This window comes from Microcoleus sp. N9_A2 (genome assembly GCF_036701775.1).
Classification (GTDB): Bacteria; Cyanobacteriota; Cyanobacteriia; order Cyanobacteriales; family Microcoleaceae; genus Microcoleus.
In genome coordinates this window covers 39,220-52,699 of the sequence record NZ_JAUBRH010000032.1, presented here as the reverse complement: position 1 = coordinate 52,699, position 13,480 = coordinate 39,220, and the positions used below count along the sequence as shown (strand labels likewise).

The 13,480-nt window shown below is 46.1% G+C and carries 12 protein-coding genes; 8 read left to right on the top strand and 4 right to left on the bottom strand.

Annotated features, from left to right (window positions below):
* Positions 1-2: 2 nt before the first annotated feature.
* The 3 genes from QUA44_RS18540 to QUA44_RS18530 all read left to right on the top strand — a co-directional run bounded on the left by QUA44_RS18540 (position 3) and on the right by QUA44_RS18530 (position 3,268).
* A complete protein-coding gene (locus tag QUA44_RS18540; protein WP_333253091.1) occupies positions 3-1,001 on the top strand; it encodes an iron ABC transporter permease in 999 nt (332 codons plus the stop codon).
* Between the two features lie 145 nt (positions 1,002-1,146).
* Positions 1,147-1,932: an ABC transporter ATP-binding protein gene (locus tag QUA44_RS18535; protein WP_333253088.1), complete on the top strand. Its 786-nt coding sequence runs from the start codon at positions 1,147-1,149 to the stop codon at positions 1,930-1,932.
* A gap of 427 nt (positions 1,933-2,359) precedes the next feature.
* Positions 2,360-3,268, top strand: coding sequence for an ABC transporter substrate-binding protein (locus QUA44_RS18530; protein ID WP_333253086.1), 909 nt, complete (start codon positions 2,360-2,362; stop codon positions 3,266-3,268).
* Between the two features lie 156 nt (positions 3,269-3,424).
* Here the strand turns inward: QUA44_RS18530 and QUA44_RS18525 are convergent, their stop codons facing one another.
* Complete coding sequence (locus QUA44_RS18525) at positions 3,425-3,787, bottom strand: hypothetical protein (RefSeq protein ID WP_333253084.1); 363 nt, start codon at positions 3,785-3,787, stop codon at positions 3,425-3,427.
* Positions 3,788-4,112: 325 nt separating this feature from the next.
* On the opposite strand from QUA44_RS18525, the gene QUA44_RS18520 reads away from it, so the two are divergent.
* The 3 genes from QUA44_RS18520 to QUA44_RS18510 all read left to right on the top strand — a co-directional run bounded on the left by QUA44_RS18520 (position 4,113) and on the right by QUA44_RS18510 (position 6,486).
* Positions 4,113-4,844 (top strand): response regulator, encoded by a 732-nt coding sequence (locus QUA44_RS18520; protein ID WP_333253082.1) that lies wholly within the window; start codon positions 4,113-4,115, stop codon positions 4,842-4,844.
* Positions 4,845-4,855: 11 nt separating this feature from the next.
* On the top strand, positions 4,856-5,464 hold the full coding sequence (locus tag QUA44_RS18515) for an adenylate/guanylate cyclase domain-containing protein (protein WP_333253080.1): 609 nt from the start codon (positions 4,856-4,858) through the stop codon (positions 5,462-5,464).
* Positions 5,465-5,550: 86 nt separating this feature from the next.
* The gene (locus QUA44_RS18510; RefSeq protein ID WP_333253079.1) at positions 5,551-6,486 is read left to right on the top strand and encodes a fused MFS/spermidine synthase; all 936 of its coding nucleotides are present in this window, start codon (positions 5,551-5,553) and stop codon (positions 6,484-6,486) included.
* A gap of 92 nt (positions 6,487-6,578) precedes the next feature.
* Here QUA44_RS18510 and ccmS read toward each other — a convergent pair whose 3' ends face one another.
* The 3 genes from ccmS to QUA44_RS18495 form a co-directional block, all read right to left on the bottom strand.
* Positions 6,579-7,013, bottom strand: coding sequence for a beta-carboxysome assembly chaperone CcmS (ccmS, locus tag QUA44_RS18505; protein ID WP_333253078.1), 435 nt, complete (start codon positions 7,011-7,013; stop codon positions 6,579-6,581).
* Positions 7,014-7,318: 305 nt separating this feature from the next.
* Entirely contained in the window at positions 7,319-9,115 is a 1,797-nt protein-coding gene (locus tag QUA44_RS18500) for an ABC transporter ATP-binding protein (RefSeq protein WP_333253077.1), read from the bottom strand.
* Positions 9,116-9,322: 207 nt separating this feature from the next.
* Complete coding sequence (locus QUA44_RS18495) at positions 9,323-10,162, bottom strand: prephenate/arogenate dehydrogenase (protein ID WP_333253076.1); 840 nt, start codon at positions 10,160-10,162, stop codon at positions 9,323-9,325.
* A 38-nt stretch (positions 10,163-10,200) separates the two neighbouring features.
* On the opposite strand from QUA44_RS18495, the gene QUA44_RS18490 reads away from it, so the two are divergent.
* A complete protein-coding gene (locus QUA44_RS18490; RefSeq protein ID WP_333253075.1) occupies positions 10,201-11,763 on the top strand; it encodes a pentapeptide repeat-containing protein in 1,563 nt (520 codons plus the stop codon).
* Between the two features lie 96 nt (positions 11,764-11,859).
* Positions 11,860-13,422 carry a pentapeptide repeat-containing protein gene (locus QUA44_RS18485; RefSeq protein ID WP_333253073.1) on the top strand — a complete coding sequence of 521 codons (1,563 nt, stop codon included), beginning with the start codon at positions 11,860-11,862 and terminating at the stop codon, positions 13,420-13,422.
* Positions 13,423-13,480 lie beyond the last annotated feature (58 nt).

The window sequence follows — 13,480 nt, the reverse complement described above, 5'->3', positions numbered from 1 at the left end:
GAGTGGATTTGCCAAAAATATGGTTAAAATATCGAGTCTTTCAGGCAGTTGTATTCTTAGGATTGGGTTTGCTGTTAACAGTTGCTCTTTCACTTTCTTTCGGGGCAGTGCCGATGAGTGCAACTCAACTTTGGCAAGCATTTCTGCACCAAGGTGATGCTGTCAATCAAACTATTTTATGGGAATTGCGTTTGCCCAGAGTTGCCGCAGCGCTGACTGTTGGTGCGGCTTTAGGAATGTCGGGGGCTTTGCTGCAAGGTTTACTCCGCAACGGTTTAGCCGATCCTTTTGTATTAGGAATTTCGGCTGGTGCAGGGTTGGTTGCGATTACCATGCTGACTTTGGGAATATTTCAAACTTGGGTGCCTTTGGCGGCTTGGATAGGTGCTATTTTAACTTCGATGCTGGTCTACTTTTTGGGAAAAACTAAAACGGGAATTTCTGTGGAACGTTTGGTTTTAGCTGGTGTGGCTGTGAGTTCTCTTTTTGGGGCTATACAAACTACACTGTTGCTGTTAGCTGAAGACAGTCGCTTGCAAGCTGCTTTGAATTGGTTGATCGGTAGTTTGAACGGTCGCGGTTGGTCGGATTTGCAGGTGGCTGCACCTTATATTTTGACGGCTTTGCTGTTAGGATGTTTTTTGGGCAGATCGATAAATTTGCTGGCTTTGGGCGACGATCTAGCTGTTGGTTTGGGGGTTTCGCTGGTGCGATCGCGCTTGTTGATTGGGGGTGTTGCTACTTTGCTAGCTGCGAGTGCTGTCAGCATCGGCGGATTGATTGGTTTTGTGGGATTGGTTGTGCCTCACGGGGTGCGTTTGTTGGTTGGTAATGATTATCGGTTTGTATTGCCGCTGAGTGCGCTCGGCGGTGCTTGGGTGTTGACTTTTGCTGATTTTTTGGCTCGTTTGGGTGCGGTAGAATTGCCTGTGGGTACGGTTACGGCTTTGTTGGGTTCTCCGCTGTTTGTTTGGCTGCTTTATCGGCGTTCTAGTCAGTAGTCATCAGTCATTAGTCACTAGCGCTTCAACTGTCAACTGTCAACTATCAACTATCAACTGTCAACCCTTCGACAAGCTCAGGGCAAGCTGTCAACTGTCAACTGTTAACTGTCAACTGTCAACTGTCAACTGTCAACTGTATCTTATGTCTTTAGAAATTCAAAATTTAACTGGTGGTTACGGCGAAGTTGCGATCGCCCACAACATCACTTTATCTTTACAACCTGGTGAGTGGTTGAGTCTCATCGGTGCCAACGGTTCTGGTAAGTCTACTTTTTTGAAGTTAGTTAGCCGCATCCTAACTCCGCAGCAAGGAAGTGTGTTGCTTGATGGCAAAGCAATTCATACTCAACCTGCGGCTGTTGTCGCTCAAAAATTAGCGATTTTGCCGCAGCAGCAAACAGTACCTGAAGGTTTGACGGTAAGACAATTAGTTAGTTTGGGGCGTTCTCCTCATCAGGGTTGGTGGCAGTGGGAATTGAGCAAGGAAGATGCGGAAAAGGTGGAGGTTGCTATCAGTCAAACTGGGATTGAGGAATTTCGCGATCGCCCTGTAGAACAACTCTCAGGAGGCGAACGCCAGCGCGCTTTCCTCGCCTTAGCTTTGGCTCAAAATCCGCAAGTTTTGCTATTAGATGAGCCTACTACTTATTTAGATATTTGCTATCAGTTGCAATTGTTAGAGCTGCTTAACCAACTAAATCTAGAACAAAAATTGACGATTATTACGGTGCTGCATGAAATTAATTTAGCGGCTAGGTACAGTTCGCGGATTGCCATGTTAAATAAAGGGGAACTTTTTTGTGTAGGAACTCCCGCAGAAGTTTTAACTCCTAATAATTTAGCTAAAATTTTTGGCGTAGAAGCTATCATTTTAGAAACTTCTGTAGGCTTGCAGATTTGTGCGATCGCTCCCACTCTTCACACTTAATACTTTTATGATAAGTATAACCTTTTCCTCGCACTAAGTTCCAAACTTATTCAGAATTATTTCTATTAACTTATTGCCCCAATCCGCTATTCTATACTGAGTGCCACAGGCTTTAAACTATTGCCTAGTAGTGGTTCTAAAGGGTAGAATAAAACTTAAGAGATACTTAAAAAATCCGAGTGCAGGCAAGAAAGGCGGTTTTTTATACAAAATCTACCGTAAACTATTGATATTTAAATCATTAAGCGCTAAAGTGCGATCGAACTTCCCATCCGATCGTTTCCGGTTGCATCGGTATTGTTCAAATATCCAAACAGTCAACAGTCAACAGTCAACAGTCAACAGTCAACAATCATTTCGTGCGATCGAACTTCCCGTCAATTCTGTCTCAACCTGGCCTACACTTGCTGTAACTCCCGCCTAAACTATGTACAAAACTTTGTTTTCTCGTACCGCTATCCTGTTGCTGAGTTTAGCATTTACCGCTTGCTCCGCCGCCACTTCACCCCAAATTCAGCCATCAACTCCTACTGTTTCGCCGCCAGTTAATCAACCACAAACAACTAACAGGGAATCAGCACAAAAAGTTGTAGCTTTAACACCTTTAACTGCCGATATTATCCATCAACTCGACCCAACCAAACTTGTAGGAATTCCCGGCAGCGCATTAGTCAGCAGCAACCCCAAATTTACAGGGATTACCGCAGTCACTGCCGAACGCACCCCTCCTAATTTAGAAAAAATCATCGCATTGAAACCGGATTTGGTAGTAGGTGCGTCGGGATTTCATGACCAAACAATGCAAAAATTGCAGCAGCTTGGAATTAAAACTTTACTCACTAAAGTTGATAGCTGGAAATCCCTAGAAGAGTTAACAACAACCTTAGCTAAATCCCTCAATACGAATCCCGAACCTCTGTTAAAACGCTACCAAACATTTTTAACAGACATTCCGAATCAAAGCCCCGCCACTTTAGTTTTGGTAAGCAGACAACCGATTTTATCGCCGAATCAAAGCAGTTGGGCTGGAGATTTGCTGGGTAAGTTTAACGTGAAAAATGTCGCAGCCCAATTGCAAGGAGATAGCCCTATGCGAGGCTACGTGACGCTTTCAGCGGAAAAGGTTTTAGAGGCTAATCCTGAAGTAATCATTATAGTCGATCGGGGAGAAGGAATTTTAGATCAATTTAAATCTGATTCATTTTGGAATAAACTAACAGCCACAAAAAATAATCGAGTTTACGTTTTTGACTACTACGGATTGGTCAACCCAGGTAGTATAGAAAAAATTGAGCAAGCAACTGCTCAACTTAAACAAGTTCTAGCTAAAAAGTAGAGACCCGGTTTTGAGAGATAAAAAATCTCTAGAAATCCTGCAACAAATTGACTACAATTTCTTTAAAAGTGAGAAAGCTAAAGGCATTCCAAAGCCCGCAGCGATCGGAAACCAGGTTTTTGAGACTGACTCCCAATGCTGTTTGATCGATCGGCCTCAAGTCAGATCCAGAGGCGGCACACCGCGTAACTGTCGCAGCCTGTTGATACACGCCTGGCAGTCGCAGCCAAACAGCACCGCCGCCGCATCACTTTCTTCTTCCGAAAAATCCAGCATCGCCACCCGTTCTTCGCCCGGGCGCTGCCAACTAATTCTCGGCTTAGAAGCCGCAGCAGCAGACTTGCCAGGAAGCCGCACGCAAGTCAGGCGCTGAGTGTGAGGCGATCGCACGCAGTTGGGCGAATCAGCCGATTTGCCTGGTGTTTCGCCAATTTGAGCGGGATTTGCGATCGCGCTCAAAGACATCACAGATCCAAACAGCGTCGGACTTACCAATAAAGTGAGGAGCAATCGATTCATTTGTCGTCCTTCAGAAGTTCAACGTATACAGTAGCGGATTATCTGTTGCAATTCAACAAGGTTTTCGCCCGAAATCAGTACATTTTGCCGCTATTAAGGCTTAAAAGCCCAATATTTGTCGCCCAAATATCGAATATTTTTCCGGGTATTAGCAACCAGCATTTTCTGATAAGTATCACTTTGCCTCCCCAGTTTAAGATTTGTTGCAATTTGAGTAAGTTTAGCTTGCCAGTGATAACAAACTCATCCAAGGCGGGTAAACTGATTTCAGCAAGGGTTACTCGAAGCAGCGAACAAGTTTACCTCAGAAACCAGGTGGGTAGTGATGAGTACAGTTTTAGTGGTGGAAGATTCCCGCAGCCAGCGGGAGTGCATTTCACATCAGTTGAGATGCAGCGGATTGAATGTAATTCAGGCATCTGACGGTGTGGAAGCGCTGGCTAAACTTGAGAAAAATTGCCCTGATTTAGTATTATTAGATGTCATAATGCCCCGTCTGGACGGCTACGGGGTTTGTCGTTTAATTAAAGCTAATCCCGAAACTCGGAACATACCCGTGGTATTTTTAACAGGCAAGGGACAGCAGTTAGCTTTATTTGCGAGGTTCCAGGGCGATCGCGCGGAGGCTTATGTTAGCAAACCTTGGCAGCCAAGGGAACTTTTGGCAACGATCAAAAAAGTTTTGCTCAATGCCAATATTAAGTTCGATCGAGCTTCAGCGGACGCTTGGACAGAATACGGAATTTTAAATTTAAGTACAGTCGAACTGTATCAAAGCCATGCCGATGCTTGGACAAAATACAGTTCTCAAATTATTAAATTGTACGATTCCAGCTTAGCAGCTTTCGAGCAAGCGTTGGCAATTGAACCGAGTCACTCGAATGCCAACAAGTATCGCAACCGAGTCCAGACAATTCGGGCAATTTTGATGAAAAAATTAGAGCAAACTAAACCCTGCAAAGTGTGCGATTATTATTACGGCAGGGATGGCATCACTTGTGCAGTGCATCCTGCTGGCCGCCCTCAAGAACTGTGTCGCGATTGGGAATTTAATTAAACTAAACCAAAATGAAAACAAATAACCGCGCTAACTTGGAAAAGTTGCTGCAAGAAAGAAACGAATATCCCGAAAGAATTGCTGAAATTGATGAAAAAATTAATGTTACTTTTCGCAAAAATTACGCCATTTTAGTAATGGATATGTCGGGATTTTCGCGCACGACAGTCCGCTACGGAATTATTCATTTTTTGGCAATGATTCACCGGATGCACGGAATTGTCAAACCGCTAATTTCCGAATACGGTGGCACTGTAGTTAAGGAGGAAGCAGACAATATTTTTGCAGTTTTTCCAGATGTAAAATCAGCGGTGGAAGCTGCGATAGACTCTTTGAAACACACGGCGGCTGTCAACACGACACTGCCCCCGGAAATGGATATTTACCTCTGCATTGGTATTGGCTGTGGCGATGTTTTGATGCTGGAAGGAGAGGATATGTACGGATCGGAATTTAATCTGGCATCAAAGCTGGGAGAGGATTTGGCGGAACGCGGAGAGATTTTGCTCACCTCAGCAGCCTTTGAAAAGTTGGAAGGTGACAAGGAAGACTGGGAAAAAGTGGAACTTTCGGTTTCAGGTTTGGAGTTGGTGGCATATAAACGGATACTGTCTGCTTAATTTATACATATCGGCGATTAAAATCGCATTTACACAAACTCTCGTCCGCCTGTACAGACTAAAAAATAAGTGGGATTTGGTATTAAATGATTGACGATCGCAAAAATTGGCAACTTATGAATTTAGCTGCCATTCAACAGCGGCTGGCTTGGCTGCAGCAACAGCCAGACAAAGTTATTTTTTGCAAAGAGTCTGGTGTTCACTATGTTGCAGTCACAAAAGAGCGATCACACATTAAGCTATCTTTAGTAGAAAAAGTAAATCAGCACACAGATTTACTACAATCTGTTTTGGATTTAAACAATCCTTTACATCTAGTGTCTGAATATACTCAGGCGATGATGTTGGGTTTAGTGTGGCAAAGCCAACCTCAAAGAATCTACATAGCTGGATTTGGCGGCGGCAGAATTCCCTTAGTTTTGCACCACTATTTGCCGGAAACTGTTATAGAATGTACGGATGTCGATCCGATCGCGATCCAAGCAGCTACACAGTGTTTCGGGGTGCAGTTTGACGATCGGCTGACTGTAACAATTCAAGACGGCAGAGAGTATTTAGAGCAGCAAAAATCAGATACTCAGTACGATATCATCATGATCGACGTAGCTTTTGGCAACGGCTACTTTCCGCACCGCCTAGCCACCAAAGAATTTTATCACCTCTGCGAAAAACGCTTGTCAAGCGAGGGAGTTGTGCTAGTAAATATGCTGCAAAGAGATAAGTTTTATGCCGATAAAATCAAGACTTTTCAAAGTGTGTTTTCTCACGTGTGCGTGTGTGTTTGCCAGGAAAGTAATAGCATTTTAATTGGTAGCAACAGCCAGATTTTGGAGAAAGATGAGATTGTTGCTAAGGCAAAACATTTGCAAGATAGCCATCAATTTTCCTTTCCATTAACAGACAGGGCGCTTGAGGTAAAAGTAGGTAGAGAATTGGCGGAGGCTGTACCTACTTTAAACAAAGCTCAAATTTTTCATGACAATTCGCCGCCCGCTGGTTATTTTGATTGCTGGTTATTCTGATAAGTGAGCAACGGCTCAAAAAACAGGATATCCTGAACCCCGCAGCACTGTAAGGGCTGCAGGTATCGAACAGCAATTGCATTCATTTTACATTATCCTTTCATACATTCACCCATCTGCTGTTCCAGCTTAGCCAACAATGTATCAACATCTGTTGCGGCTTCCTCAAAACAAACAGGAGGTTCAGGCTTAGGTTCAAAAAAAATCAACTTAATTTGACCTTCGCCGATCGCCAAAATCGCCACTTCCTTCTCAGGTTTGTGAGCGTTCAACACACCTACAACTTCCTGAATATGACTTTTTACTTGACGGTTCAACTCCTCAACCGCCTCTTTCTTACAATACACAAAACGCGCAGTTTCTGCAATATCAATTGCTAAAATCTCCTCGCTTTCCTCTCCCCTTTCCAGAAATAGCCCCCAAGCCAAAGCAGCCAATTCATGTTGATTAGCTTTCACGAATTTATCTAATTTGCGGCTCCAGCTATTTTCGTTGGGTTTGGACTCAGGGCTATCAAATAGAAACATTTTCTCTTCTTGTTTGTATAAACTAATATTTTGCAGTCAGTTGTCAGTTAGCAGTTGGCAGTTGGCAGTTGTCATTAGTTAGGATTCAAATTACCAACTATATCATGTCTGGTTGATTCGCGATCGGATAATTTTCGATCTCGTAGGGGCGGGTTTTACCAACAATCTACCTGTCAAACTAATTATCTCATAAACCCGCCCCGCCCATATACTTATGATGCTACCAGACATGATATTACCAATTACCAATTACCAATTACCAATTACCAATTCCCAATTCCCAATTATTCAAAACCGCTGCGTTTCTATCTTATACCAGATTGCACGCGCCAGAGCGCCGCATAAATTCCGTCCTGTTCGATCAGTTGTTCGTGCTGCCCCGATTCTACCACCAGCCCCTCTTCCATGACACAAATGCAATCGGCATTGCGGACAGTAGAAAGACGGTGGGCGATCGCAATTGTAGTGCGATTCTTGGTAATTCGTTCGAGCGATCGCTGAATTGCCGCCTCAGTCTCGTTATCCACCGCTGAAGTAGCTTCGTCAAGAATCAAAATCGGCGGATTCTTCAAAACAGCCCTGGCAATTGCAATTCGCTGCCGCTGACCCCCCGACAATTTTTGACCGCGTTCCCCTACAATAGTGTTGTAACCATCCGGCAATTGGGCGATAAACTCGTGAGCCTCCGCAATTTTCGCAGCATTTACTATCTCTCGATTGCTTGTCTCAAAACTGCCGTAAGCAATATTTTCTGCCACCGTACCGTGAAACAAAAACACATCTTGACTCACCAATCCGATCGATCTCCGCAAATCTTTTAAATTCAGGTTATTTAATTCTATACCGTCGAGATAAATATTGCCGTACTGTACCTCGTACAGCCTCAAAATTAGCTTCACCAGCGTACTTTTTCCCGAACCAGTAGCCCCAACAATCGCAGTAGTTTTTCCCGCCGGCAGAGTCAAGGAAAAATACTGCAAAATCGGTTTTCTTTGATTATAAGAAAAGGTAACATTTTTAAATACCAACTCGCCCTTAATCGAACTAACCGGCAGCCGAATATCGCCCGTGCGAATGGCGATCGGAGTATCCAACAACTGCATCACCCGATTAGTAGAAGCCATGGCGCGTTGGTATTGATCGAGAGTATCTCCCAGACGAGTCAGCGGCCACAGCAACCGCTGCGTCAGAAACACCAAAACGCTGTAAGTTCCCACAGACAATCGGCCCGCCACCACCTCCAAACCACCCAGAAATAGTGTTGCAATAAACCCCAAGAAAATCACAACCCGAATCAGCGGAATAAAAGCTGCCGAAAGTACGATCGCCCGCCGGTTGCTTTGCTGATAAGCTTGGCTTTGTGTTTCGATGCGCTTAATTTCATAATCTTCGGAAGTAAAACTTTTAATAGTAGTAATTCCCATCAAATTATTCGACAGTTGCCCGTTCAGAAAACTCACCTTGTCCCGCACGTCAGCATACAGAGGAGCAAGGCGATTTTGAAAGGCTATCGAACCCCAAATAATAAAAGGTATCGGTAGCATTGACAGCCCAGCCACACCAGGAGATGCAGCAAAAAAAGCCGCGCCAATCACAATAACCGTTGTAATTACCTGAATCACCTCATTAGCGCCGTCGTCCAAAAAACGTTCGAGTTGATTGATATCATCATTGAGAATAGAAATCAAACCGCCCGTGCTGCGTTCTTCAAAATAAGCTAATTCTAATTCCTGCAAATGGCTGTAAGCTTCCAGACGCAAATCGTGTTCAATATCCTGAGCCAAATTGCGCCACAAATAATCATAGGCATATTCAAAAACCGATTCCAACGTCCAAACAATCGCGCTCACAAGAGTGATAATTGCCAGTTGCCAAAAGACATCTTTTATGCCCCACTGAGCGAGGATAGAATCTTGCTGTTTCACCACCACATCAACGGCAATACCGATTAATGCTGGCGGCGCTAAATCAAAGAATTTATTCAGCAACGAACAAATACTTGCTAGCCAAGCTTTCACGCGGTAGCGGCGCCCGTACTTTAGCAGCCGCTTTAGGGGATGAACAGGTTTTGATGGATTTGGTGATGCTTGAGAATCATTCATAGGGCATGGGGCATGGGAAATAGGGCCGAGAATTAGAAATTAGTAGGGTGCTCGGCGCGCACCTTACCATTGTTTAATTTTTAATTCTCAAAAGCCCGGTTCCTAGGCTTTAAACGTTAACACTCGCTTCATTTTAGCGACTACACCAACTATTTGCGCCTCAATCAGAATGTGAATTACTGGTTGAATTGGGTTGTAATTTTTGGCTCACAAGTTGTACTTCTGTCTTGCTTGTTGAGTCTGCTTCAGCTTGTGTTCGAGACTTTGCCAATTTTCGGCTTCGATATCGCTGATGAACCCGTCGAGACAGTCGCGGTAAATAGAGAGCGATCGCAACAATTCCTCTCGATTGTACTTTGCCACCATGACTCCCAGCTCGGGATTGCCGCCCCCAACCCGGCTCGTGTCCCGAAAACCTGAACTCGCCAAATGTTGGGCTAAATTAACAATATCCCGAGCGCCCTCAAGATCGCAGGCAGCAACCAGCGTCGCGCTCGCCATCAGCGGCAAATGAGAAATCCAAGCCACAGCTCGATCGTGTTCTTCCGGCTCACATCGGTAAACTTTAGCACCCAGCAACCGCGCAATTTCCTCAACCTTATCCACCGCAAGCGCCGGCGTCTGGGCAGTCGGCGTCACCACATAAGGCCGGCCCACAAACAAATCCGGCACCGCCGCCTCAATTCCGCTTTCAGCAGTCCCCGCCATCGGGTGTCCCCCCACAAAATTTGGCCACAGAGGAGACACGGCCTGCACTATGGGTGTTTTTACGGAACCGACATCCGTTACAATAGTATCAGGGGAAAGATAGGGCACCAACTCTCGGACGATCGGCTCGATCGACAAGAGCGGCGTGCAAATAAAAACCACATCGGCTGCTGCCATTAGAGACAGGTGTATGCTGGCTTCATTGACAACACCGCGAGCTTGCGCCCGATCACAAGTCTGCTGCCGACTCGAAACCCCAAAAACATTAAACCCGCGCGATCGCAAATCCAGCCCGATCGAGCCACCAATTAAACCCAGTCCTACAATACCGATATTCATAGCAATAAAATGGGGATATTTGATACGGTGCCGCCCCCATGACAGTCGAGGAACTCCTGAAAAAATATGCCGCCGGAGAAAGAAACTTTGCCGGAATCAACCTGACTGAGGCCAACCTCAGCGGCGTCAACTTGAGCGGAGCCAACCTCAAGGGTGCGAATCTGAGTGTAGCAAACCTGAGCGGAGCCAACCTCAGCAAAACAGACCTGACCGGTGCCAAACTCAACATCGCCAGACTCAGCGGCGCCCATCTCGGCGGCGCAAACCTCACCGACGCCGACCTCAACGTCGCCTACCTAGTGCGAGTTGACCTCAAAAAAGCCACACTCACAGGAGCCAAACTGATCAGAGCCGAGCTGATTCGAGCCGAACTCAGCGGCGCAAACCTCAGCGGCGCAAACCTCAGCGGCGCCACCCTCACCGAAGCCACCCTTCGAGGAGCCAACCTCGCTCAAGCCAACCTTCGAGGCGCTCACCTCAGCGGCGCGTGCTTGACAGAAGCCAACCTAGAACAAGCCAACCTGCAAGGAGCCGACCTTAGCCGAGCCGACCTCAGCGGCGCCGACTTGCGAGGCACAGAACTAAGACAAGCCAACCTCACTCAAGCCGTACTCAGCGGCGCCGACCTCAGCGGCGTTAATTTGCGCTGGGCCATCCTCAGCGGCTGCAATCTCCGCTGGGCAGACCTCAGCGAAGCCAAATTGAGCGGTGCCGACCTCAGCAGAGCCGACCTCTGCCACGCCAACTTGCTGAATGCCAGCTTAGTTCACGCCGACCTGTCAAATGCCTATCTGATCCGCGCCGACTGGATTGGAGCCGACTTAACCGGAGCCACCTTAACCGGAGCGAAACTTCACGCAGTTTCGCGGCTCGGCATCAAAACCGAAGGCATGACCTGCAAGTGGGTTGATCTGAGCCCCAACGGCGACCACAGCCAAATTTACTGGTTGAACTCTGGAGGAACCCACGACTTTTTTCACGAAACCTTGCCCACAGTTCGGATTGTGATTGACTCGCCCTTAGATCAAGGCGCTCATTTTGCACTAGCAGCAACTTATTACCAAATTGCCCAACAATACCCGAGTTTAAGTCAGCCTCCCACGATCGAAGTCAGCTCCAGACGCACCGTACTCGCCTTTAAAATGGACAGCGACGATAAATTATTTGCCACCGCTTACGTTGCCATCATTCCTTTTAACGACGCTGCCATAACTCAAAAAAACCTAATAGCTTTGATGAAAATGATTCAATCCCACGATGCAGGCAAACTTAACGTCAAAGAATCTAAACACGTCCAGTTATGTAGCAAAGCTCTCAACCAAGCTATCAGCAAAGTAGACCAAATCAAAATTTCCAGTTCTTTTCCAAAAATCGGTGAAAGCATCAATTTCTTTCAAATACCCACACAGATGAGCTTAATTAATTCCCGCGATCAAAGACTCAGCGTATATCACCACCCAGGCTTCGGCAAGCGCCTGATTAAAAAATACGATCTGAGTAACTCAACATCGGCTAAGTTAGCCGAAAGCACAAAATTGGCTCAAGCTAATATCACTAGCATTTTGGATTTTATAAAAGGCTTCCACAATATAGATGTCTAGGCATATTGCATCAAGTTACAAAAAATGCTTATTCTAGTTTAAAGGTTGGCACAATAAAGCTTTGTTCTAGCTAAGACATCAGGGAAATTGAAAAGCATGGATGCCGAAGAACTGATCACCAAATATGCAGCAGGAGAAAGAGATTTTACTGCCATCCTCCTTTGCGAGGCAAATCTCAGCAGGATCGATCTCAGCGGGGCTAATTTCAGTGAGGCAATCTTGAGCCTCACCAACATGAGCGGCACCAATTTGTCAAACGCCAACATGAGAAAAGCCAAACTCAATGTTGCCAGACTCAGCGGTGCTAATCTCCACAAAGCCAACCTCAGCGGCGCTATCCTCAACGTGGCTAACTTGATTAGAGCCGACCTCAGCGAAGCCAAACTCGTCGAAGCTACACTGATCAGATCCGAACTGATTCGAGCCAACCTCAGCAGTGCCAACTTGACCGGTGCAAATCTCAGCGAAGCAGATTTGAGAGAAGCAACCCTCAGAGAAGCCAATCTAGAGCAAGCCGACCTCAGCGGCGCTCACCTGAGAGGCGCTTTTCTAACAGCGGCCAACTTGGAACGGGCCAACTTGCACAGAGCCGACCTCAGCAGGGCAGACTTGCGAGGAGTCAACCTCTGCAATGCCGAACTCAGACAAGCTAATCTGTCTCAGGCAAACCTTAGCGGCGCTGACTTGCGAGGCGCTAATCTCCGGTGGGCTGACCTCAGCGGGGCGAACCTGACCGGTGCTGACCTCGATGAAGCGAGATTGAGCGGGGCCAACTTGTACGGGGCAAATTTGAGCAATGTCAACCTGTTGAACGCTACTCTGGTACACGCGGATTTGACTCAAGCGAATTTGATTCACGCTGATTGGGTGGGCGCTGATTTGACGGGGGCGGCTTTGACGGGGGCAAAAATTTACGCGGTGTCCCGGTTTGGTGTGAAAGCAGATGACATTACCTGCGATTGGGTTGACCTCAGTCCTAACGGCGATCGCAGCCACATTCAGCGCTTTACCGCCGAAGAATCTCAAAGGTTTTTCAATGCTACACCGCCGACAGTTCAAATTATTGTCGATCGACCCCTCGACCCGGATGCTAACTTTGTCCTGGCAGCTACCTACCGCCAAATTGCCCGTCAATACCCTGCTTTGAACCATCCTCCCAGTATCGAAGTTAATTCCCGACGCACAATCATATCATTTAGAATAGAACAGGACGAGCAACTATTTCCCACCGCTTTCGTTGCGATTATTCCCTTTAGTGATGCAGCATTTACTCAGAAAAATTTGATTACTTTGATCAAGATGATTCAACCCCAAAGTGGTAATAACCTGGGCGTCAGAGTCTCAAATATGGTAGTGCAATTAAACGTAGGCCTGACCAAAACAATGAGAAAAATAGGGGAAATGAAAATTCAGCCGATTCGCCTCGATCGCGAACCGATGTCAAGTTTTTTCCAATCGCCCACCCAAACTGTACTGGCTAACTCCAGCGCCGAAACTTTGATGATTCACTATCACCCAGATTTTGGTAGAAACTTGACAAATTTGCCCGGAGTCAACAAAACGTCTATCAGTCCTGCAATTAAAGCCCAAAGATTTACCACCCCGCCGCTAAATACGGTCATTGAGTTTGTCAAAAGCTTTTATCAGCTCGGTGAGTAAATACTATAAATTACTTTGATATTATTTCTGTTTATGCCATATAAAAGTTAGCCGATTG